Annotated in this window: 21 protein-coding genes and 1 pseudogene; 7 read left to right on the top strand and 15 right to left on the bottom strand. The window is 67.0% G+C overall.

Translation table 11 applies throughout. From position 1 onward, the window contains the following. Positions 1-55 precede the first annotated feature (55 nt). The 8 genes and pseudogenes from AC5Y4S_RS26885 to AC5Y4S_RS26850 all read right to left on the bottom strand — a co-directional run bounded on the left by AC5Y4S_RS26885 (position 56) and on the right by AC5Y4S_RS26850 (position 8,227). The gene (locus AC5Y4S_RS26885) at positions 56-1,081 is read right to left on the bottom strand and encodes a PE family protein (RefSeq protein WP_500035607.1); all 1,026 of its coding nucleotides are present in this window, start codon (positions 1,079-1,081) and stop codon (positions 56-58) included. Between the two features lie 214 nt (positions 1,082-1,295). Next, positions 1,296-2,077, bottom strand: a pseudogene (locus AC5Y4S_RS26880) (3-hydroxybutyrate dehydrogenase). Between the two features lie 4 nt (positions 2,078-2,081). Beyond that, the gene (locus tag AC5Y4S_RS26875; RefSeq protein WP_500035664.1) at positions 2,082-2,408 is read right to left on the bottom strand and encodes an STAS domain-containing protein; all 327 of its coding nucleotides are present in this window, start codon (positions 2,406-2,408) and stop codon (positions 2,082-2,084) included. Then, entirely contained in the window at positions 2,408-4,939 is a 2,532-nt protein-coding gene (locus AC5Y4S_RS26870) for a SpoIIE family protein phosphatase (protein WP_500035606.1), read from the bottom strand. Before AC5Y4S_RS26870 ends, AC5Y4S_RS26875 begins: the two co-directional genes overlap by 1 nt. 10 nt (positions 4,940-4,949) lie before the next feature. Continuing rightward, a complete protein-coding gene (locus tag AC5Y4S_RS26865) occupies positions 4,950-5,876 on the bottom strand; it encodes a pyridoxamine 5'-phosphate oxidase family protein (RefSeq protein ID WP_500035605.1) in 927 nt (308 codons plus the stop codon). Continuing rightward, complete coding sequence (locus tag AC5Y4S_RS26860) at positions 5,873-6,814, bottom strand: aldo/keto reductase (protein ID WP_500035604.1); 942 nt, start codon at positions 6,812-6,814, stop codon at positions 5,873-5,875. Before AC5Y4S_RS26860 ends, AC5Y4S_RS26865 begins: the two co-directional genes overlap by 4 nt. After that, on the bottom strand, positions 6,811-7,551 hold the full coding sequence (locus AC5Y4S_RS26855) for a cysteine hydrolase family protein (RefSeq protein WP_500035603.1): 741 nt from the start codon (positions 7,549-7,551) through the stop codon (positions 6,811-6,813). Before AC5Y4S_RS26855 ends, AC5Y4S_RS26860 begins: the two co-directional genes overlap by 4 nt. A 103-nt stretch (positions 7,552-7,654) precedes the next feature. Next, complete coding sequence (locus AC5Y4S_RS26850) at positions 7,655-8,227, bottom strand: TetR/AcrR family transcriptional regulator (protein WP_500035602.1); 573 nt, start codon at positions 8,225-8,227, stop codon at positions 7,655-7,657. 114 nt (positions 8,228-8,341) lie between these two features. Between AC5Y4S_RS26850 and AC5Y4S_RS26845 the strand changes: the two genes are divergently transcribed. The 3 genes from AC5Y4S_RS26845 to AC5Y4S_RS26835 all read left to right on the top strand — a co-directional run bounded on the left by AC5Y4S_RS26845 (position 8,342) and on the right by AC5Y4S_RS26835 (position 12,243). After that, a complete protein-coding gene (locus tag AC5Y4S_RS26845) occupies positions 8,342-8,770 on the top strand; it encodes a hypothetical protein (RefSeq protein WP_500035601.1) in 429 nt (142 codons plus the stop codon). 189 nt (positions 8,771-8,959) lie between these two features. Further along, entirely contained in the window at positions 8,960-9,403 is a 444-nt protein-coding gene (locus AC5Y4S_RS26840; protein ID WP_085191326.1) for an MmpS family transport accessory protein, read from the top strand. Beyond that, entirely contained in the window at positions 9,400-12,243 is a 2,844-nt protein-coding gene (locus AC5Y4S_RS26835) for an MMPL/RND family transporter (protein WP_500035600.1), read from the top strand. Before AC5Y4S_RS26840 ends, AC5Y4S_RS26835 begins: the two co-directional genes overlap by 4 nt. Positions 12,244-12,330: 87 nt before the next feature. On the opposite strand, the gene AC5Y4S_RS26830 is transcribed toward AC5Y4S_RS26835, so the two are convergent. Together AC5Y4S_RS26830 and AC5Y4S_RS26825 are read right to left on the bottom strand one after the other, a co-directional pair. Next, positions 12,331-12,492, bottom strand: coding sequence for a helix-turn-helix transcriptional regulator (locus tag AC5Y4S_RS26830; RefSeq protein WP_500035599.1), 162 nt, complete (start codon positions 12,490-12,492; stop codon positions 12,331-12,333). A gap of 156 nt (positions 12,493-12,648) precedes the next feature. Further along, positions 12,649-14,082, bottom strand: coding sequence for an FAD-binding oxidoreductase (locus AC5Y4S_RS26825; protein ID WP_500035598.1), 1,434 nt, complete (start codon positions 14,080-14,082; stop codon positions 12,649-12,651). 167 nt (positions 14,083-14,249) lie between these two features. Here AC5Y4S_RS26825 and AC5Y4S_RS26820 point away from each other — a divergent pair, with 167 nt between their 5' ends. The 3 genes from AC5Y4S_RS26820 to AC5Y4S_RS26810 all read left to right on the top strand — a co-directional run bounded on the left by AC5Y4S_RS26820 (position 14,250) and on the right by AC5Y4S_RS26810 (position 16,819). Further along, positions 14,250-15,806: a succinic semialdehyde dehydrogenase gene (locus AC5Y4S_RS26820; protein WP_500035597.1), complete on the top strand. Its 1,557-nt coding sequence runs from the start codon at positions 14,250-14,252 to the stop codon at positions 15,804-15,806. A gap of 115 nt (positions 15,807-15,921) precedes the next feature. Further along, positions 15,922-16,356 carry a DUF4383 domain-containing protein gene (locus AC5Y4S_RS26815; RefSeq protein WP_500035596.1) on the top strand — a complete coding sequence of 145 codons (435 nt, stop codon included), beginning with the start codon at positions 15,922-15,924 and terminating at the stop codon, positions 16,354-16,356. A gap of 82 nt (positions 16,357-16,438) precedes the next feature. After that, positions 16,439-16,819 carry a DUF4189 domain-containing protein gene (locus AC5Y4S_RS26810; protein ID WP_500035595.1) on the top strand — a complete coding sequence of 127 codons (381 nt, stop codon included), beginning with the start codon at positions 16,439-16,441 and terminating at the stop codon, positions 16,817-16,819. On the opposite strand, the gene AC5Y4S_RS26805 is transcribed toward AC5Y4S_RS26810, so the two are convergent. The 5 genes from AC5Y4S_RS26805 to AC5Y4S_RS26785 form a co-directional block, all read right to left on the bottom strand. Then, a complete protein-coding gene (locus AC5Y4S_RS26805) occupies positions 16,804-17,586 on the bottom strand; it encodes a Stf0 family sulfotransferase (protein WP_500035594.1) in 783 nt (260 codons plus the stop codon). The genes AC5Y4S_RS26810 and AC5Y4S_RS26805 overlap by 16 nt on opposite strands. A gap of 37 nt (positions 17,587-17,623) precedes the next feature. Beyond that, a complete protein-coding gene (locus AC5Y4S_RS26800; protein WP_500035593.1) occupies positions 17,624-18,364 on the bottom strand; it encodes an SDR family NAD(P)-dependent oxidoreductase in 741 nt (246 codons plus the stop codon). 49 nt (positions 18,365-18,413) lie between these two features. Next, positions 18,414-18,650, bottom strand: coding sequence for a hypothetical protein (locus tag AC5Y4S_RS26795; RefSeq protein WP_500035663.1), 237 nt, complete (start codon positions 18,648-18,650; stop codon positions 18,414-18,416). Positions 18,651-18,728: 78 nt separating this feature from the next. Beyond that, a complete protein-coding gene (locus tag AC5Y4S_RS26790) occupies positions 18,729-19,580 on the bottom strand; it encodes a DUF1707 SHOCT-like domain-containing protein (protein ID WP_500035592.1) in 852 nt (283 codons plus the stop codon). A gap of 19 nt (positions 19,581-19,599) precedes the next feature. Beyond that, positions 19,600-20,415 (bottom strand): DUF1707 SHOCT-like domain-containing protein, encoded by an 816-nt coding sequence (locus AC5Y4S_RS26785; RefSeq protein WP_500035591.1) that lies wholly within the window; start codon positions 20,413-20,415, stop codon positions 19,600-19,602. Positions 20,416-20,518: 103 nt separating this feature from the next. Here AC5Y4S_RS26785 and AC5Y4S_RS26780 point away from each other — a divergent pair. Further along, a partial coding sequence (locus AC5Y4S_RS26780) for an aldose epimerase family protein (RefSeq protein ID WP_500035590.1) occupies positions 20,519-21,036 on the top strand: 518 nt, incomplete at its 3' end.

Here is a 21,036-nt window from a genome sequence, read left to right as displayed (position 1 = left end):
AAAGCCCGAATCCCGTTGCAGCCGGCCGCATTCCGCTCGCCCTTCGGGGTTGCGGTCAGCCGCCGAGGAGGCCGAGCAAGTCGCCGGTGATCGGGGGCACCGTCAATTGCCCGCCGCCGAGGCTTTGAGGCAGCGTCAGGATGCCGCCGGTGACGACCGAGGGGATCCCGACGTCCCCGCCGCCGAGGCTCGAGGGCAGGCTCAGCACGCCGCCGGTGAGGATCGACGGGATGCTCACGTCGCCGCCGCCGGCGATCGGAGGCAGGCTCAGCACCCCACCGGTGAGGACCGACGGGATGCTCAACTGCCCGCCGCCCAGGCTCGGCGGCAGGGTCACCGCGCCACCGTCCAGGATCGGGGTCAGGATGGTGCTGATCGGGGGCACCGTAAACACGCCACCGCCGAGGCTGGAGGGCAGCGTCAGCAGGCCGCCGGTGATGATGGAAGGCAACCCCAGCACGCCACCGCCGAGGCTTGCGGGCAGGTCGAGCACGCCGCCGGTCAGGATCGACGGCACGGTCAAGTCCCCGCCGCCCAGGAACGACGGCAGGGTCACCACGCCGCCGTTGATGATCGGGCTCGCGGCGGTGACGATCGCGGACCCGACGCTCGAGATCGGCGGCACGATCAATTGCGCACCGCCCAAGATCGGTGGCAGATCCAGCACACCCCCGGTGATGAACGACGGCACGCTCAGCACGCCACCGCCCAGGATCGGCGGCAGGGTCACCAGTCCACCGTTCAGGTTCAGGCTCGCGCTGCCGCCCAGGAACGACGACAGGTTCAAGTCCGCGGCGGCCGCGGCCCCGGCGTTGGCCAGTTCGGTGCCGAGATAGGCGCCCGCGCCCGCGTTGATCAGGCCGACGAACTCCTCGTGAAACACGTTGGCCTGGGCGTTGATGGCTTGAAATTCCTGGCCGAAATCGCTGAATAGCGTTGCGACCAAAGCCGATACCTCGTCCTCAGCGGCGGCGGCCACGGCCGTCGTGGGCGCCGCGGCCGACGCGGCGGACCCGGACAGCAATTCGCGGATGCCGGCCAAACCTTCGGCCGCAGACTGCAGCTGCTCTGGAGCCGTCACGAGATATGACAAAACGCGCCTCCCGCCGATCCGCCGCGACAGTCGCCCGATGACTCAGCAATAAGAGCGTACTGGGATATCGCCGAAATGCCTACGAAAACCCCGTTTTTCAGTAATGACACCGGCCAAATGAGCCTCAACTGCGGGCGGCGGCCGGCAACGGAGGTTGATTGCGCTCGCCGCCCAAACTCTCAGGGCCGTCGGGTATTTCGCCTCACTGGGCCGTCCACCCGCCGTCGATCGAATAACTGGCGCCGGTGATGGTGGCCGCGGCATCTCCGGCCAAAAAGACCGCGAGCGCGCCGATGTCCTCCGGCTGGGTGTAGCGGGCCATCGGCTGCTTTTCGGCGACGAATTCCGGCTTGGCCTCATCGAACGACTTGCCTGCCGCATCGGCGCGCGTTTGGATCTGCTGGGCGATCAGCGGCGTCATCACCCAACCGGGGCAGATCGCGTTGCACGTTATGCCGTGGTTGGCGGTTTCGATGGCCACCACCTTTGTCAGTCCGACAACGCCGTGCTTGGCCGCTACATATGCCGCTTTTTCGGCGCTGGCAACGAGGCCGTGCGCCGAGGCGATGTTGATGATCCGGCCCCAGCCACGGCGTTTCATCCCGGGTAGCGCGCAGCGCACGTGTGGAAAACGGCCGACAGATTCGTCGCGATCACGGCGTCCCACTTCTCGACCGGGAACTCCTCCAGCTTCGCCACGTACTGGATGCCGGCGTTGTTCACGAGGACATCGATTGCGCCAAAGGACTTTTCGGCGCCGGCGATCATGTCCGCGACCTCGCCCGGCTTGGTCACGTCGGCGCCCGAATAGGCCGCGCTCACCCCGAACGTCTGCTCGATGTCGTGACGCAGTCCCTCGACGGTCTCCGGGTCACCGAAACCGTTGAGGGTCACGTGCGCGCCCTCGGCGGCGAAGGCGCGCGCAGTGCCGAGGCCGATACCGGACGTGGAACCCGTTACCAGTACGGACTTTCCGCGAAGCATTGTGTCAGCGTTCGGCTGCCGGTTGCGCGGGTTCGACGTCGACGAGCTCCGTGATGCCGCTCACGGTGAGGACGGGCATCACCAGCGGGTGGGCGATGACGTCGATATGGGCGGCACGGGCGAACAAGGCGTTGATGGCGGAGCTGTCCAGGTACTCGACCGCGCTGAGGTCGACGGTGAACGTGCCGGCGTTGCTCGCGGCCTCGGCGATGGCGCTGCTGAGCGCTGCGTTGAACGCGTCGATGTTGCTCAGGTCGATCTCCCCCGTCGCGGTCAGCACGAGCTTCCCGTCGTCGCGGCGCGCGGTGTCAAGCGTGAGCGACGTGGCCATCAGGTGATCCTCGCGCATAGCTGAACCGTAGTTCCCTCGGCCTCTGGGTTGATGGTGACGTCCTGCATGAGCCCCCGCATCAAAGCGATGCCACGGCCGCGATTCGTCTCGGCGGCCGGTTGGGGAGGTTTCCACGAGCCGGTATCGGTGATGGTCAACCGCACCTGGTCGACCAATATGGTGGCGCCCAGGCTGATCGTGCCCCCCGGGCGGTGGCGGTGGCCGTGCTCGATGGCGTTGGCGACGGCCTCCCCGGCGGCGACGAGCACGTTCATCGTCTGGTCTGGGTCCAGCTTGGCCCGGGCCAGCCACCTCCGCAGTGCGGTGCGGGTGGGCGCGAGCTGGCTGACGTCGGCCGGGAACTCCAACTCCAGCGGGGCGGGATGGCGGTAGAGCAGCAGGACGACGTCGTCCTGATAGCCGCCGTCCGGCGCCAAACCGGACATGATCTGGTTGGCCAGATCGTCCAGTGTGGAATCGCGGCCGTCCTGGACGAGCGCGGCCGCGCGCGAAATGCCCTGGCTCAGCAGGCGACGGCGACGTTCGACGAGTCCGTCGGTGTAGAGCAGCAACGTGGCCCGCGGCGGAATGGTCACCCGTGCTTCGGGGCGCGGCCAGTCGGGTCGTACTCCGAGCGCGATGGTGTGGCCGTCGTCGAGCATTCGGGTGGTGCCGTCGGCCTCGACCAGGACGGGCGGCGGGTGTCCGGCGCTCGAGTAGACCAGTTCACCCGTCTCGGGGTCGAGCACCGCGCAGACGGCGGTGGTGCATTGCGCGCCCGGCAGCCGCGCGGCGAAGCGGTCGATGCCCGCCAGGGCGGCGCTGGGGCTGGGGTTCTCGAACAGCAGCGCGCGGCAGGCGCTGCGCACCTGCCCCATCACGGTGGCGGCGGCCAGGCCATGGCCGACGCAATCCCCGACGATCAACGCGATGCGCCCGTCGTCTAGGTCGACGACGTCGTACCAGTCGCCGCCCACCTGCAGGGGCCGGCTGGCTGCCTGGTAGCGCACGGCGAACCCGTGTGGCAGGTCGGCGGGGCCGAGGATCGCGTGCTGCAGCGCGAGGGCCGTTTCGCGCTGCTGGTCGACCTGGTGAACTCGCTGCAGGCCCTGACCGAGACGGCCCGCGAGCACCGTCAGCAGCGTCTGGTCCTCCAGGGTGAACGGCCGCCGCTCGGTCAGGTCGATCCGCACGACCAGCACGCCCTCGGGATGCTGCAGCGCGATTCCCGCGGTGCCGGGCTCGGATGCGTTGGGGGTGAGCAGGTCGCCGTCGCGCAACGAGCTCAGCATCTGCCGGGTTTCGGCGGGCAGGTCGGCCCACTGTACCGCCTCGCCGACCGACTCCACCGACGGGTCACGAGCGGCGGTTTCCGCGACGGAATCGTGGGTCGGGAAGGTGACCGCCAGGACGCGGCGGGCCCGCCACAGCCGGCGCAGTTCCTCGGCCGCGGCCTGCACGGCGTCTTCGACGCTGTCCGCTTCGGCGAGTTCCTGGTTGAGCGCGTGTTCGCGGCCCGCGGCCAGGGCCAACGCGATGGCCGCGTGCCGGGCGAAGTCGCTGACCAGCTCGAGGTAGTCGTTGCCGAACGCCGGCCGCCCCGGGTGGCGCGCGACGGCAATCACCCCGAGCACCCGGCCGTCGGCGATCAGCGGCATCACGATCGCCGAGCGTTCACCGACGTCGGTGAACCCCTCGATCGGGTACTGGAAGGAATCGGTGATCAGCGGCAGGCCGCGACGCGCCACGCCGCCGGTGGTGGAGCCGTCCATCGGCACCTGCCGGCCGATCACCTCCGAGGCGTACCGGCCCGCCGTCGCGGCCACCACCAGGGTGTCGACCTGATCGGAGGGCAGATCGGGCTCCCGCGGCACCAGCAAGATCGCCTGTTCGGCGTCGGCCAACTCCAGTGCCCGGTTCACGATGAGCTGCAACGGGCCCGTCTGTGGGTCACCGGAGAGCAGCGCGGTCGTGATTTCCCGGCTGGCCTTCGTCCATTTCGACGATTCGCGTTCCCGTTCGAACAATCGCGCGTTATCGATGGCGGCCGCGGCCGCCGTGGCTAGCGCCCGCACCGCGGATTCGTGGGAGTCGGTGAACACCCGGCCCGGACGATCGTCGGCGAGGTAGAGGCTGCCGAAGTCGGCCGCGCGCACGCTGATCGGTATGCCGAGCAGCGCCCGCAGCTGCGGGTCGCCCCCCTGCAACGCGGCGGCCGCCGGGTGGGCGCTCACATCGTCGACGCGCAGGCCGTCGGCCACCGGCAGGTCGCCGAGTCGCCGAGCCGTGTCGGCGTCGATGCCCGCCTGAACGAACGAGGCCAGGGTGCCGTCGGGCGCCCGGATGCCCAGCGCCGCGTACCGGGAGTCGGTCAGCTCCATCGCCGCGTTGACGATTCGATGCAACGTCGAATCCAGATCCAGGTCGGCGTTGATCTCGACGATGACCCGGACCAGATGTTCCAACTGGTCGCGAGCAGCCGCCAGCTCGTCCAGCTGGGAACTCACGTCGTCCCGGTCGTTTTGCCCCATAGCTCCAAATCTAATTGTCAAATTCCGGCTCTCCGTTTCGGCCTCGGTGGTTGGCCGGGTAAGGGGCGTGGTCGGTGTCACCGAGGACGGGTATCGCGGTGGAGATTACCCACTCGGGACTGAATTGCACACGGCGTCCGGTGCCGGCGTCGTCCGGGTCGTCCCAGCGGACGCTCGCGCGGCCGGAGAGCTGGAGGGTGATGCCGGCGCCGAAGTCGACGAAAAGCAGCGCCGCGGAGGGGTCGGCGGCGAGGTTTCCGAAGCTGTTGAACATGTTGTTGCCGGGGTAGTCCGGCCACCACAGGCGCCCCTCGGCAACCCGGACGAACCCCGGGGGGCCGCCGCGGTGGGAGGCGTCGCTGCCGGCGGTGGGGTGGGTGGTGCCCAGAAAGAAGGTGTCGGCCGCCTCGATGAGACGAATATCCTCGGCTCGCAACGCTTTTCCGGAGTACAACAGCTTCCGGTCGTCGGCGGGCGTCCCATGGACGTCGACGCGGTGCGGGTGGATGTATTGCGGGCAGTTGCCATAGGTCTGGTCCACGTCGACGGTCAGGGCGCCGCGCTCGGTAGAGCTGAGGAGACCGTTGATGCGGACGCGCCTCCGGGTGAGGAAGTTGATGGCGATGACGCCCACCGGTTGCCCTGACGGCAGGTCGTGGAGCGGGTCCGCCCTCGGCAGCTCCGTTCCGATCTCCAGTGCGGTCGGCGAGGCCGCTCGCAGGAACCCATGTGGGCCCAACAGCGGCGAGGTCCAAAGCCGTCCGGACCGGCCTCGCGCGGCCATGGCCGCGAATGGCGCCTCGGAAAGGAAGGCGGCCATGCCAGCGCGGAGTTGTCCGCGACCAACCATCGCGGCGAGCCGCGCGGCCTCGGCCTCGACACCGGCTTGTCGTTGGACAGCCAACTCACCGGTGTGGAAACCCACGCTAGATGTCATCGCGGCACCTCGGCAAAGCCCGGTTGTCCGGCGTCGACGACGGAATTGAACCGGTATCGAGTTTCCAGACTTTCATTGATCTCTTGGATAGCGCTCTCGGGAAGCGCGGTCACGTCGAAGTTTTCGCCGATGCGTGCGGGTTTAATCGACGAGGTGAGGACGGCCGAACCACGCTGGATGCCCCACGCCAAAAGCACTTGCGCCGGCGTCTTTCCCACGCGCCGAGCGATCGAGACGATGAGCGGGTCGTCGAGCAATCGCGGTTCGAGCGCATGGCCCAGCGAGGCGAAGGCCAACAGGATGATCCCGTGCTCCTTGCACAGTTCGTGGAGTTCCCATTGCGGGTGATACGGGTGCGACTCGACCTCGACGACGGACGGTTTGATTCGGGCGGTTTCGACGATCTTGCGGGCGCCCGCGGCGTCGATGTCGGACAGGCCTATCGCCCGCGAAAGACCTTCGTCCACAAGGGCTTCCATCGCGGCCCAGGTTTCCTCGAGGGTGACCCCGTCGTCGTAGACGACGGCTCCGTGCCGGTCGCGGGGGTCTTGGTCGTCGCCGGGCCGGAACGCGAACGGCGTGTGCACCAGGTACAGATCGACGGCCTCGAGGCCGAGCCTGTCCAGGCTGGCCTGCAGCGCGGGCTTCACCCGTTCGGGCCGATGGTTGTTGTTCCACAGCTTGGTGGTGACGAACAGTTCGTCACGGCGCACGGTCCCGGCGGCGAACAACTCTTTGAGCGCCGCGCCGACGTCCGCTTCGTTGCGGTACCGCTCGGCCGCGTCGAGGTGGCGGAAACCGATCTCGACCGCGGTCCTGACCGCGTTTCGCGTCTCGGTGCGATCGGACAGCGACGTGCCGAAGCCGAGCGCCGGAATCGCGCCGCTGCCGTCGTTCAAGGCGAATCTGTGCTGGTTTAGTTTCTCGTTCGGCGTCATGGCTTTTCGGCCTCCTTGTTGTTGGTGACGACGTGCTTGGTAAGCAGGGCGACGGCCTCGGCCGCGGTCCACACCACGCTGGCGAGGAATCGGAAATTGACCAGGGCGGCGAGGTAGCCATCGCCTTCGGGGAGGCGCGGGCCGGCCGTGGCGTCCTTGACGACCGCGACCTCGAAGCCTTGCTCGATGAGTTCGCGCAGATGGCCCTCGACACACAGGTTGGCGGCCATGCCCGCCAGGATCACTTGGTTGACGCCGCGCTTGCGCAACTGGAGCACCAGGTCGTTCGATTCGGGGCCGACGATCTTATGCGGGGAGGCGATAACGGTTCGCCCGTCGTGGATGTGGTCCCGGTAGGCAGGCAGGAAGTCGGCACCGGATCCGGCGAATCCCTCAGTCGTGTAGGCACCTCGGCGACCGAACATGCCGGCGGCGCCCATGAATTTCTCGAGCGGATCACCGAACAGCCATTGGTTGTCGGTCGGGTAGAAGTAGTGCGGTGACACCGCGACGGTGATGCCCGCCAGCTTGGCGGCGTGCAGCAGCTCGCCGATGTGAGCGACGACGTTGTTGTCACGGATGCTGTCACCGAACACCGGCCATGCGACGCCTTCCGGACTGAGGAAATCGATCTGCGGATCGGTGAGAACAAGTGCGGCGTGCTCGAGATCGAGCGTGAAGCCGGAATACGGCAGGGCGGGATTCTGGGGTTCAGCGTAGTCGCTCAGGTCTGTCATCGAGCCTTCCCTGCGTAAGCCGTTCATCTAGGGTCCTCTAGTATAGATGACCAGTCGTCTATTTAACGAGGCACTCAGTCCCGGCATTCCCGAAAGCGACAGATCAGTGCAGAAGCGCCGGGACGGTGACCGCTTCGAACCGGTCGTACGGGGCGCGGCTGCGGGTGACCTTCCCACGAAGGGCCGCGCCTTCCCACGCCTCGATCAGTCGAAAGGCGAGGTCCCCCGCTTCGAGGTCGCCGCGAACCTCCGAACGCAGGCACTCGCCCAGGGCCGCACCCCAGCGGTCCAGGATGCTCACGAGCTCCTTGCGTACCGGCTCGCTCGTCCCACTGAGTTCGAGCGACAGGTTGCCGACCAGGCAGCCGAGCAGGAAATCGCCGGCCTCGTGTTCGTCGGCCAGCGCGTGGAAGAAGCGCGTGATCCGCTCCTGCGCCGGCCCGTCCGCCTCCAGGAGCGGCAGCAACCGCGCCTCGACGTCTGTCCAGTGATGCTCGAGGATCGCCGCGGCAAAGGCCTCCTTGCTGGGGAAATACGCGTAGAACGAACCCTTCGGGACCCCCGCCGCGTCGGTGATGTCCTTGACCCCGCTGGCGGCGAATCCGCGCTTGTGCACGAGTTCCTGGCCCGCCGCGAGCAGGCGGGACCGCACCTCGGGGTTCGGTGGGCGGGGCATGACACCAATGTTAGCCGACCGGTCACCTATCTTCGGTCGTCCGCCGCGCGCAAGGAGTGTGGCGTAGCGTCTGGAACGGCGTCGGATTGCTCACCGGTGAGCGAAGGAGCGGAAATGGTGACTTCGGGTTTGTTCGGTTTCCTGACGCTGCTCGCCCTGATGTTCGCGCTGTTGTTCGCCGCCGTTGCCGCCGTGCACGTCAAACGGCTGGAGGGCCGGCCGCCTCCCCCGATCAGCGACGAAATCGGCAGCGCCAAAGCGGTGACGCGCAAAGTGCGCAAGCGCGAACCCATGTCGCAAGACGAGCTCGATTATGCGAGGCACCTCCTCGGCGCTCGTAGCTCGGTGTTGACGCTATGCATCCCGGCTGCGTTGTTCTCGCTGGGCTGCTTCTACGTGTTCGGCAGCCTCTACCACTTGCATGGGGCGACGCCCTCCGAGCGGACGTTTCTCGGGCTCTTCCCGATCTTGGCGTCCATCAATCTCACGACTCAAATCATCCGCAGCGCACGACTGAAACGGCGTCTGCAAAAGATGTCCTGAAGCCGCGCTGCCGTGAGCGACCGAAGCGTGCTCCCGCAGGTCGTTGCGGTCGCGTTCCGGCCGCAAGGTAGCTACTCTTGCACGATCATCTGTCCATTGGGTACATGACCGTCTACTATCTGCAGTTGGCCTAGGGGTGGGGCCGGGGGGAGAAGACGGTGGCCCGAGCGAGTTACGAGAGGTGATCGAATGAGCCCTCGTCCGGTGGGCAGGCGGGTCTTGGCGCGAGTCTGGCTGCCGCTGGTTGCCGTCATCGCGCTCGCTGTCGGCGGGGTGGCCATGTACAAGGTGCACCAGTTCTCGGAGCCCCCGCCCGTCATCACCGTCAATCAGCCGGCGGCACCGCCGGAGTTCAGCATCAAGCGGCTCACATACGAATTGTTCGGTTCCGTCGGGGAAGGCGGGATGCTCGTCTGGGTGGATATCAACGGGCATCCGCATCGGGTCGATCTCACGACCTTGCCGTGGTCGCACACGGAGGCGACGACGCTCACCGTGGTGTCCGGCAGCCTCTCGGCCCAGGTTCATGGCGGTCAAGTCGGCTGCCGCTTGCGGGTGAATGGCGTCATCCGCGCTGAACAGTCCGATACCAATCAGGATGCCCACGTCTATTGCCTGGTGAAATCCGCATGAGCGAGCCGCAGGCTGAGCACCGGACGAAGCGCCCGCTCGTCCCCAGAATGGTTCGCGCCCTTGCGATCCCGATCATCGCCTTCTGGGGTCTGCTCGCCGTGTCGACCAACACCTTCATGCCCCAGGTCGAGCGGGTCGCGGAGGAGCTCGCGGGCCCGCTGGTCCCGCATTACGCGCCGTCGCAGCGGGCGCTGCTGTCCATCGGCGCGAAGTTCCGCGAGTCCAATTCCACCAGCTTGGCCATGATCGTGCTGGAGGCCAACCGGCCGCTGGGCGACGCGGATCATCAGTACTACGACGATTTGATGCGCCGGTTCAAGGGCGACCCCAAGCACGTGCAGTACGCCATGGATCTGTGGGGGAAGCCGATCACCGCGGCCGGCGCGCAGAGCCTCGACGGCAAGTGCGCATACGTGCTGTTGCGCCTCGCGGGCGATATCGGCCAGATGCAAGCGAATGAATCCGTTGCGGCCGTTCGGGACATCGTCGCGAAGGACACTCCGCCGGCCGGGCTCAAGGTCTACGTCAGCGGCGCGGCCCCGCTCGCCTCGGACACGGTGGCGATCGCGAATTCGAGCCTGAACGACATCACGATCGTGACGATCTTCCTCATCATCGGAATGTTGTTGCTGGTGTACCGCTCCATCGTCACCCTGTTCGTGCCGCTGGCCGGGGTGCTGTTCGAAATGCTGGTCGCCAAGGGGGTTATCGCGACCCTCGGGCATCTCGGGTACATCGAACTTTCCTCGTTCGCCGTGAACATCGTCGTCGCGCTGACTCTGGGAGCCGGGACGGACTACGGCATCTTCCTGATGGGCCGCTATCACGAGGCGCGACACGACGGCGAGAGCCGGGAGGAGGCGTTCTACACCGCGTACAAGAGCGTCACGCCGGTCATCCTCGGCTCGGGGCTGACGATCGCGGGGGCGTGTTACTGCTTGACGTTCGCGCGACTCAACTACTTCCACACCATGGGCCCGGCGGTTGCGATCAGCATGCTGTTCACCATCGCGGCGGCGCTGACGCTCGGCCCCGCCTTCTTGACGCTGGGTAGCCTGTTCGGGCTCTTCGACCCGAGGAGCAAGGCCAAGGCGCACCTGTATCGGCGGATCGGGGCGAGCGTGGTCCGGTGGCCGGTGCCGATCCTGTTCGCCAGTGCCGCCGCGGTTTTGCTCGGGGCGATCTTCGTGCCGACGTACCGGCAGAACTACGACGACCGCCAGTACCAGCCGCACAACGCGCCCGCGAATTTGGGCTTCCAGGCGGCCGATCGGCACTTTCCAAAGAGCAAGCTGTTCTCCGAGATGCTGATGATCGAGTCGGATCACGACATGCGGAACTCGGGCGACTTCATCTCATTGGACCGCGCGGCCAAGGCTCTCGAGCGGCTTCCGGGCGTCGCGATGGTGCAAAGCATCACCAGGCCGATGGGCCGGGCTTTGGAACACGCCACGATTCCCTATCTGTTCACCACGCAGGGCAGCGGGAGCGGCCAGCAGCTCCCGTTCAATCAGCAGCAGAACGCGAATACCAATCAGCAGGCGCAGATCACGCAGCACACCGTCGAGGTCACGCGGAAAGAGATCGACTATTTCCAGAACCTGTCGGACGAGCTGCACAAGACGGTTCTCACGGTCGAAGATCTGCAACGGGTCACCGACGAGATGAACCAGGAAATCTCGAACTTCGACGACTTCTTCCGACCGATCAAGAGCTACTTCTATTGGGAGCGGCACTGTTTCGACATCCCCATGTGCTGGGCGTTCAGGTCGTTGTTCGACACGCTCGACAACATCGACCATCTGGCGGCTGACATCAACCAAGCCAAGCTCTCCCTCGAGGAGATGGACAAGATCGTGCCGCAAATCATCGTGCAGCTGAAGCTCACGGCTGACGACTCGGAGGCCTTGGCCAGCCTTCTGGTCAGCACCTACGGCCAGTCGGCTCTGCAGACGACACAGACCAACCAGACGTTCGACGACCAGATCGATGTCGGGCTCGACTTCGACCAGGCCCGCAGCGACGACTTCTTTTACATCCCGCACGAGGGCTTCGACAACGAGGACGTCAAGACCGGTATGCAGCTGCTGATGTCACCGGACGGCCAGGCCGCTCGCATCATCGTCACCCACGAGGGCGACGCCAACGGTCCGGAAGGCGTGCAGCACGTCGAACAGTTCCCCAACGCCATAACCGTTGCGCTCAAAGAGACTTCGCTGGCCGGCTCGAAGGTCTACATCGGCGGTTCCGGATCCACCAACAAGGACATCAAGCAATACGCCGCGTCCGACCTGCTCATCGTGGCGATCGCCGCCTTCGTGCTGATCTTCTTGATCATGCTGTTCCTCACGAAGAGTCTGATGGCGGCGATCGTCATCCCCGGCACGGTGGCCTTCTCCTACGCCGGGGCGTTCGGGCTTTCCATACTCGTCTGGCAGCACCTCATCGGACTGCCGCTGCACTGGTTGGTCTTGCCCCTGACGTTCATCATCCTGGTGGCGGTGGGTTCGGACTACAACCTGCTGTTGATCCTTCGGGTCAAAGAGGAGCTGCATGCCGGAATCCACACCGGACTGATCCGCGCGCTCGGCAGCACCGGTGGTGTAGTGACTTCTGCCGGTTTGGTTTTCGCGTTCACCATGCTGGCGATGCTGAGCAGCGATCTGCGCACCGTCGGCCAGGTCGGTTCGACCGTTTGCATCGGCCTGCTGCTCGACACGCTGATCGTGCGCTCGTTCGTCGTGCCGTGCATCCTGCGCATCCTCGGGCCGTGGTTCTGGTGGCCGACGCTGGTGCGTAGCCGTCCGTTGCCGGTTCGCGCGGCCACGCCGGCCACGTGAGCACCGTCAGCCGGCCATGCGGTGATTCCCATTTGTGATATCACCGGCGCTATCACAAATGAGACTCACCTACCGGCCGCTCGCGGACTACGCGATGCGATCAATGGTGGCCAGTCGTCCCGCTAGCTGCTCGCGTGCGATTTCGGCGTCGTAGTGGGCCTGCATGTTGATGAAGAACATGTCGCTCAGACCGAGCGCACGGGATAGCCGGAGGGCGGCGTCTGCGCTGATGCCGCGCTTGCCGTGCACGATTCGTTGATCCGGCGGGGCGGCACGTCGATCGCCTTGGCGATCCGATACTGCGAGATACCCAGCGGGTCAAGGAATTCCGCCTTTAAGATCTCGAGCGAATCCTCGACCGAAGATAACGCCAACCGTTGTTCAACGTTAAGCCTTGTCAGTCGGCTAGAAGTTGAGCCCCGAGAACATGACCCGGCCGGGATCGTACTTCTGGCGCACCGCGGTGAGCCGCGAGAGGTTGGGCCCGAAGTAACGCGACGCGGGCTGGTTCGCCTCGATGTAGTTCACGTAGCCGCCCACCGAATACGGTTGCACCGCTTGGTGTGCCGTGGCGAGCCAGCTCGTCGCCGCCGACGGGTCGCCCGTCTCGACGTACCACTGCACCAGCGAGGCCTGCCGCCGCCACGGGAAGGCCGTCGCGCCCGGCGCCACGGTGGCCAGCGCGCCGTCGAGGGCGTGCATGATCGCCAGCATGCGGCCCGCGCCACGCGGAAACGCCTCGACCGCCGACGCGATCCCCTGGGCGGCGGCCGGGGTCATCGTCGTGAAGACATCGGAGCCGCCCACGTATCCCAGCGGCGACGGGTTGAGGTTGCCGACGGCCAAGTAGCGCACCAGGTCCATGTAGTTGAACGTGTGGTTATCGGTCCCGCTCGGTTGCACCCCAACGGCTTTGGTGATGGCGGCCGCGACGCTGTTCCCCGCTCCGGCCGGGCAGGTCGCCATTATCCGGGGATGCGTGCCGAACCCGTCGACGGTGTTGTCCGCCAGCGCCCACATGCTGTCGTCGGCGGTGCGTAGCCAGTTCTGCCAGCCGAGCAGGACCTGCGCGAACGCCTGCGGCGGGAAGTTGAGGTTTACGACGTCGACGTCGCGGGTGGGAAACGTGGCGAACGTCAGCGAGGTGGTCACCCCGAAGTTGCCGCCACCGCCGCCGCGCAGCGCCCAGAACAGGTCCGGGTTGTTGGCGGCGGACGCGGTGACGGCCTGGCCGCCGGGCAGCACGACCGACGCCGCCGTCAGCTGGTCGCAGAGCAGGCCCGCGTGCCGCGACTGGGCGCCCAGTCCCCCGCCCAGCGCGTGCCCCGCGGCGCCGACCGACGGGCAGGTACCCGTCGGGATGCCCCGCCCGGCCGCGGCCAGGGCCTCGTGGATCGCGTACAGGCTGGTCGCGGGCGTCACGGTGACCTGCCCGGTGGACGCGTCGTAGTTGATTCCGCCGGGCAGCTGGCGCAGGTCGAACACCACGGCGCCGTTCGCGGTGGACGCGCCGATGTAGGAGTGCCCGCCGCTGCGCGGGGCGACCTTGAGGTTGTTGGCGGCGGCGAAGGCCATCGCCTTCTGCACGTCCGCAGCCGATGTCGGGGTGACGATCGCCGCCGGCGTGAATCCGTTGTAGTTGGTGTTGAAAACCTGCTTCGCGCCGGCGAATTGGGGATCTCGAGGCAGTACCACGCGCCCGCCGATGGCGGTGGTGAGGCCGTCCCAGCCGGAGGGGTTCGGGGCCGCGGTCGCCCGCACCGAGCCGAAGACCGCGCCGGCGGCCAACGCACCGGCGGCCCCGCGCAGGAACGCCTGGCGGGAGATCTCGCGCGCCATCGTCACGGCTCCCGCGATTGCGTCATGTTCCGCATTGTCATTCGCGCCGCCCGGGGAGCGGTGTGGCGTGCCGCGGGGCAACCGGACCGTGCCCCAACCGTTACCGGCCTGGGTCCGCCGGGCCTAGGCTGGTGTTTTGCACGCCTGCGCTTTCGAGAGGTAACGCCATGTCAGCACCGTCAGCCGAGGTCTTCGACCGCCTGCGTCAACTGGTCGCGATCAAGGACATCACCGCCCGCGAGACCAAGACGATCGACGAGGTTTTCACCGGTAGACCGCTGACCACGATCCCCATCGGCACGGCCGCCGACGTCGAGGCCGCTTTCGCCGAGGCTCGCGCGGCGCAGATCGACTGGGCGAAGCGCCCGGTCGCCGAGCGGGTGGAGGTCATCCGCCGCTATCGCGACCTGGTCATCGAGAACCGCCAGTTCCTGATGGACCTCCTTCAGGCCGAGGCGGGCAAGGCCCGCTGGGCGGCGCAGGAGGAAATCGTCGACCTGATGGCCAACGCCAACTATTACGTGAACGTGGCCGCCGACCTGCTGAAGCCGCGCAAGGTGCAGGCGCTGCTGCCGGCGGTCGGCAAGACCACGGTCATCTACCAGCCTAAGGGCGTGGTCGGGGTGATTTCGCCGTGGAACTACCCCATGACGCTGACCGCGTCCGACTCGGTGCCCGCGCTGGTGGCGGGCAACGCGGTGGCGCTCAAGCCCGACAGCCAGACGCCCTACTGCGCGCTGGCCTGCGCCGAGCTGTTGTACCGGGCTGGGCTGCCGCGGGCGCTGTACGCGATCGTGCCCGGCCCGGGCTCGGTGGTCGGCACCGCGATCATCGAGAACTGCGACTACTTGATGTTCACCGGCTCGACGGCCACCGGCAGGCAGCTCGCCGAGCACGCGGGCCGTCGGCTCATCGGCTTCTCGGCCGAGCTCGGCGGCAAGAACGCGATGATCGTCACGCGCGGCGCCAACTTGGACAAGGCCGCCAAGGCGGCCACCCGCGCGTGCTTCTCCAACGCGGGTCAGCTGTGCATCTCCATCGAGCGCATCTACGTCGAAAAGGATGTCGCGGACGAGTTCACCAACAAGTTCGGCGCGGCGGTGCGAAACATGAAACTCGGCACCGCGTATGACTTCTCGGTCGACATGGGCAGCTTGATCTCGGCGAGTCAGCTCGACACCGTGACCGACCATGTCGACGACGCGAAGGCCAAGGGCGCCAAGGTGATTGCGGGCGGCAAAGCGCGACCCGACATCGGGCCGCTGTTCTACGAGCCGACGGTGCTCACCGACGTCACGCCCGAGATGGAATGCGCGGCCAACGAGACGTTCGGGCCGCTGGTGTCGATCTACCCGGTCGCCGACGTAGACGAGGCCGTCGAGAAGGCCAACGACACCGAATACGGGCTCAACGCCAGCGTGTGGGCCGGGTCCACCGCGGAGGGCCAGGAGATCGCCGCACGGCTGCGCTCCGGGACGGTGAACGTCGACGAGGGTTACGCCTTCGCGTGGGGCAGCCTCGGCGCACCGATGGGCGGGATGGGCCAGTCGGGCGTCGGCCGCCGACACGGCGCCGAGGGGCTGCTGAAGTACACCGAATCGCAGACGATCGCTGCGGCGCGCGTGTTCAATCTCGATCCGCCCCGCGGCATTCCGCCGACCCTCTGGCAGAAGTCGCTGGTGCCCGTCGTGCGCACGATGATGAGGCTTCCCGGGCGGAAGTGACGGGTCCGGCCTTCGGCGCGCTCTGACAGGCAGTCTCGACGCGCGGTCGTCATTGCCAGGGTCTACTACAGCGCGTAGTATCTGGGGCATCCCGCCGTGCACAAGGAGGTGCAACGTGAGGTGGAGCTTCGCACAGATCGGGCTGCTGATCATCTGTGTCCTGCACGTCATCCAGGCGGTGGTCGGGTTCATCATGGAGCCCAGCTTCGCGACGGGCCCCAATGCGCCGACCGTCCAGCTGCTCGGCATGGACTACAACGGTTGGCACGCCGTCGCCGGCCTGGCCCTCTTCGGCCCGGGTCTGGTGTTCGCGCTGCGCAAGTCGTGGGCGGTGCTGTATCTGATCGCGGCGGCGATTGCCGGTGCGCTGCCGGGCATTTGGGCGTTCTTCTCGCATCAGGTTGCGTTCGTCTTCACCTTCCCCAACAACACCACCGACGCGGTGGTGCACCTGGTGACCGCGGCGGTGATGCTCGCGGTGGCGGCCATCCAGATCCGGTTGGACGGTGGGTTGCGCAACTCGCTGGCCGATCTGCGAAAGGCGCGCTAGCGCCAAGGATTTCTTGAGGATCCGCCAAGCGGCGCGGCGGATGGTGAGTTCGTCCACTGGAAACGACTCACGAGGTTCCGCTATGACCCGCCACCGCATCTACGCCCTGATCGTCTTGACCGCCCTCGCTTTCCTCGGCGCTGCGTTCATGGCGTCGCCCGCCGCGCAGGCCGCGGCCGTCGATCGCTTCGCCGTGATCGCCTACTCCCCCGTCACCGGCTGGGCGGGCTGGGCCAACAACGCCAGCACCATGGAGGAGGCCACCCACATCGCGCTGGGCAACTGCCAGCGGCACGGCGCCGGCTGCACCGTCGCGTCATGGGCCCGAAACGGTTGCACCGCTTTGGCTCTCGGGCCTCGCGGTTGGGGCGCCGACTGGGGGTCGACCCCGGTAGCCGCTCAGCGGGGCGCGCTGGCCAAGGTCACGTCCGGCAGCGTCGTCGAGGTTCACTGCACCGGGTAGCGGCGTTCTTCGTCGTCGATCCGTCGCCGCCAGTGTTCGTTGATGTGGTCGGACTGACGCTCGAGCGGGGGCTTGGGCACACCGGTCGCATGTGCAGGGTCGACGCCGAGGAATTGCAGGACGCGCGCGATCTCGTCGGGATAGTTCTCATCGAGCTCTTCGTAGTGGACCGTGAGCACTTCGGGACGCCGGGTGGTGAAGTAGTCGGTCCACGCCGCCTGTTCGGCGCCGAGGCTGCGTTCCATCTCGGTGATCTGCTCGCGCGTCGGCGCGACAGCCGCGAGGTCGACCGCGGGCGGCTGCGGCGTGGGCCGGCCCAGATACAGCCCCCAGGGACGTTCCGTCGTCGGCGGTCCCGGAGAACGGAACCACTCGCCCGTCGTCTCGGCGCGAAACAGCGATATGGCCTGGGCGCGCCGATCGACGCGGACGATGTTGACGAAAACCGCTGTCGGAAAAAGCGTCTCGAGAACCGCGGCCGGATCTGCACGAAACCCTAAGGCCTGCGCCAGCGAGACGACGTCCCGCCAGTGGATCTTGAAGCCCCACACGCCGTTCTGCGTCGCCGCGAACGCTCTGACCCTTGTCAGGTATTCGGTCCAGGAGCAGTCCAACGGCAGCCCCAGGTCTTCCTTATAGGCCGCAATGTGGTCTGCCGCGAAATACTCCTCGGGCCGCCCGGCAACTCCCGTCGCCACGAGCCCGGCGGCCAAAAACGAACTACCCGAACGGGGGGTGGAGGCGATGACATAGCTCGCGTGTCGCATAGGCCTCCTCGGACGTGTCCATTGAAGCGTAGGCGCTTTACCCGGCGCCCTTGCCATTGTCGACGCGATAGACCGCCCCATGGACGGCGGCCGCGGCATCGCTGGCGAGGAACGCGATCACGTTGGCGACGTCGAGGGGCTGCATCATGCCGCGCGGCGAGGCCGTGCGCAGGATCAGGTCGTAGTTCGGGTTCTCCGGCGCGCTGAAGTGTTCGATCTGCGGTGTGAGCATGCCGCCCGGGCATACCGCGTTGACGCGCAAGCGATCCGCGGTGTACTCGACCGCCAGTGCGCGGGTGAGCCCGATCAGGCCGTGCTTGGCGGCGCAGTAGCCGGCCGAGTACGCCTGGCCTTCGACGCTGGCGATGGAGCCGACGTTGACGATGTTGCCGCCCCGCTCCAGCAGATGCGGCAGCGCGGCCCGGCACAGGTAGAACGGTCCGTTCAGGTTGACCGCGAGGTCTTCTACCCAGTCGTCGTCGGTCATCGACTCGGTTCGGCGCATCTGGTGCTTGCCGGCGACGTTGACCAGGATGTCGAGTCCGTCGAACTCTTGGACGCACTGCTCGACCGCGTCCCGGCAGGCCTGCGGCGAAGCGACGTCCGCCGAGGCGTAGGAGCCGCGTTCCACGTCTTCGAATACCGAGGCCAGGCGTTCGGTGTCGCGGCCGATGCCGAAAACCGTTGCGCCCTGCCGGGAAAACAGGCGGGCGGTTTCGGCGCCCAGGCCCGACGACGCGCCGGTGACCAACGCGACCTTGCCTTGCAGTGCTGACATATCGGCCCTTCTTGGTGCGGTGACGGGCTTCAAAGGCTACATCGCGCCCTCAGTACGAGAGGATCCGCGCTACGCCGGCGCGCAGGACATCAACGTGCCCAACGGTTCTCAGCCTCAGGATGCGACGCGCGGTCACCGCCACGAGCAGGCTGATCGCGAGCTTGCCCAGCGCCACCCGACTGGTGCGCTGCTTCCAGGTCGGCGGCCGCGAGCCGGCTCGCCGACCCAGGTAGTAGCCGATGCATGTCGCGGTTGCGAGTGCGCACAGTAGCGCCAATACCGCCATGACGATCAGCGTCCTTCGTCGCAGTCGCGGGAAGGTCACGCGCGAGAAACACCTTGGGCAATTAGTGCGATGGCCCGATCAGAAGTCCGGTCGGATGCTGCCGTCGGCGTTGACCATGAGGTAGCGCTCGGTGTGACCATCGGAGACGTAGAGCTCGATGCGCAGGGTCCCGTCTTGGGCCGCTTCAATGATGATGTTCTCGGGGTTGCCGCCGTCGATGTGCAGAGTCTGGGGCGCCGCACGAAGGGCGCTAATGACGGCCTGGACGTCGAATTTGCCGAGGTCACCAATAGCCGTGTCCATCGGGATGGTGGTGCTGCTGCCCGTGCCCCAACCGCGACCTCCGTACGTGTAGCGCACGGTTTTGTGTGCGTTGACCGTGTCGGGGCGAGTGATGCTGGCGTGATCGGCATAGACCACCAGTTCGTAGCCCATCGTGTCCCCGAACGTCGTCCGAACTTGCGCAATCAGGCTCGACAGCCCGCCCAGGGTCAGCAGTTGCGTCGGCGCCTGCGGTTGGGTCGATGCCGGCGGCGGTGCGACGGTCGGCGCCTCTGTTGGCGGCTGTGGGGCGACTACGACTGGGCTGACGACGGTCGGCTGGGGCGTTGCGTCGCGCGACGAAGCGGTGTTGCTGTACAAAGCCCAGGCGATGCCGACGCCCACAAGGGCCAGCGCCACGAGCACGGCGATCCGTATCCCCCGGCGGCCGGCCAGCGATTTCAGGCTCGGGGATTGGGCTGGGGCGCGGCGGATCTGCAGGTCCGCCACCAGCGACTGCAGCTCGCCAAGGGTGGTGGCGTTGGTCGCGGCGCTCACCCGCTGGCGGTGCTCCTCCATCGACAGCTGGCCGTCGCTCAGCGCCAAATCCAGCAGCTGGCAGGTGTCGACGCGGTTGCTGTCGGTAGCCCGAGTGTTTGCGGTGGCCACGGGAAGATCCTAGAAGGTCTCAGCGGCGCGCCGGCTCGATCGCCAAGACGGCGCCGTCCGCGCTCAGTTCCATATGCCCGCCGTCGCGGTCTCTGAATGCATAGACCGACAACGCCAGGCTGCCGTCCCGCGCGGATTCGACCATCAGGTAGGTGTTGTTCGCGCCGGGGACCTGAAGGGTCTGCGGGGCCCCGCGCAAGACGCTGGCCACCTCCTGCACGTTGAACTTGCTCAAGTCCCCCGCGGTCGAGGTGGACGGAATGGCGCTGGCGCCCCACTGCGACCAGCCACGGCCGGCGTAGTGGTAGGTCACCGAGTTGCGAGGGTCTTGGGGGTCGGGACGGTCGAGGTCGGCGTGATCGGCGTAGACCACCAGCCGGTAGCCCGTGGTGTCACCGATCTCTTTTCGCATTTGCGCCAATAGCCCCGTCAGCCCGTCGACGGTCTGCAGTTGCAGTGGCGGCGGTGGTGGCGGCGTCGTCGGGGTGATCGCCGCGGTGCTGGTGGCGCTCGGAGGTGAGGCGGTTTGCGGCTGAGAAGGGCTGTTGCCGAGCAGTTTCCAACCGATGCCGAGGCCCGCGAGCGCCAACACCGCGACGCCGGCTAACAGGGTGCCCCGTCGACTGGTCGGCGTCGGGGGTTGGGCAGGGGCGCTGTAGATCTGCAGGTCTTCCACGAGCGACTCGAGCTCGCCGACAGTGGCGGCACGGCGCGCGGCGCTTACCCGTTGGCGGTATTCCTCCATCGAGAGCTGGCCGTCGCTCAGCGCCGCGTCCAGCACCCGTCCGGTCTCGTCGCGGTCACTGTCGGTAGCCCTGATGTATCCGGCGGACACGAGGGTGAGCGTAACCGAGGATGCACGAGGTCGACGCCGCCCTAGCGCTATCCTCGGTCCGCGAGACGCACGGGTGGGTTCGGTACGAGTGCGAGGAGAGCCGATGCGCGGCAGACGATTATTTCGGCCGATCGCCATCGCCGGTGTAGCGGGCTTGGCGGCGTGTAGCCACTCCACTACGGGCAGTGGCAGCGCCTCGATCCCCGCCGGACCGCCGTCGATCACCAGCGAGCCGTTCGGTCAGGTGGATGGCAACCCGGTGACCCGCTACGAGCTCACCAGCGGGCGCGGCATGCGTGTGCGAATCCTGAACTACGGCGGCATCATTCAGTCCATCGAGGTCCCCGATCGCGCCGGAAACGTCGGTAATGTGGTGCTGGGCTTTCCAACCCTGGCCGGCTACGTGAACAACACGGGATCCGCCAAGACCTATTTCGGCGCCATCGTCGGCCGCTATGGCAACCGGATCGCCAAGGGCGCGTTCACGTTGAACGGCAACGCGTATCACGTGCCGACCAACAACAACGGCAACAGCCTGCACGGCGGCACCGCGGGCTTCGATACGAAGGTGTGGCAGGCCAGTCCGCAGAACAGTAACAACAGCGTGGGCCTGAAGCTCCA

The sequence above is a fragment of the Mycobacterium sp. NGS64 genome, from assembly GCF_059812245.1.
Note: the sequence above shows the minus strand (reverse complement) of the source record. Positions and strands in the feature narration are given on the sequence as shown.

Excerpts from the sequence above, each read along its gene's own strand:
- AC5Y4S_RS26795 (WP_500035663.1), bottom strand. The coding sequence starts at position 18,650 with ATGGCGGTATTGGCGCTACTGTGCGCACTCGCAACCGCGACATGCATC.
- AC5Y4S_RS26825 (WP_500035598.1), bottom strand. The coding sequence starts at position 14,082 with ATGGCGCGCGAGATCTCCCGCCAGGCGTTCCTGCGCGGGGCCGCCGGT.
- AC5Y4S_RS26850 (WP_500035602.1), bottom strand. The coding sequence starts at position 8,227 with ATGCCCCGCCCACCGAACCCCGAGGTGCGGTCCCGCCTGCTCGCGGCG.
- AC5Y4S_RS26845 (WP_500035601.1), top strand. The coding sequence starts at position 8,342 with ATGGTGACTTCGGGTTTGTTCGGTTTCCTGACGCTGCTCGCCCTGATG.
- AC5Y4S_RS26835 (WP_500035600.1), top strand. The coding sequence starts at position 9,400 with ATGAGCGAGCCGCAGGCTGAGCACCGGACGAAGCGCCCGCTCGTCCCC.
- AC5Y4S_RS26865 (WP_500035605.1), bottom strand. The coding sequence starts at position 5,876 with ATGACATCTAGCGTGGGTTTCCACACCGGTGAGTTGGCTGTCCAACGA.
- AC5Y4S_RS26800 (WP_500035593.1), bottom strand. The coding sequence starts at position 18,364 with ATGTCAGCACTGCAAGGCAAGGTCGCGTTGGTCACCGGCGCGTCGTCG.
- AC5Y4S_RS26860 (WP_500035604.1), bottom strand. The coding sequence starts at position 6,814 with ATGACGCCGAACGAGAAACTAAACCAGCACAGATTCGCCTTGAACGAC.
- AC5Y4S_RS26870 (WP_500035606.1), bottom strand. The coding sequence starts at position 4,939 with ATGGGGCAAAACGACCGGGACGACGTGAGTTCCCAGCTGGACGAGCTG.
- AC5Y4S_RS26875 (WP_500035664.1), bottom strand. The coding sequence starts at position 2,408 with ATGGCCACGTCGCTCACGCTTGACACCGCGCGCCGCGACGACGGGAAG.
- AC5Y4S_RS26805 (WP_500035594.1), bottom strand. The coding sequence starts at position 17,586 with ATGCGACACGCGAGCTATGTCATCGCCTCCACCCCCCGTTCGGGTAGT.
- AC5Y4S_RS26855 (WP_500035603.1), bottom strand. The coding sequence starts at position 7,551 with ATGACAGACCTGAGCGACTACGCTGAACCCCAGAATCCCGCCCTGCCG.
- AC5Y4S_RS26810 (WP_500035595.1), top strand. The coding sequence starts at position 16,439 with ATGACCCGCCACCGCATCTACGCCCTGATCGTCTTGACCGCCCTCGCT.
- AC5Y4S_RS26820 (WP_500035597.1), top strand. The coding sequence starts at position 14,250 with ATGTCAGCACCGTCAGCCGAGGTCTTCGACCGCCTGCGTCAACTGGTC.
- AC5Y4S_RS26840 (WP_085191326.1), top strand. The coding sequence starts at position 8,960 with ATGAGCCCTCGTCCGGTGGGCAGGCGGGTCTTGGCGCGAGTCTGGCTG.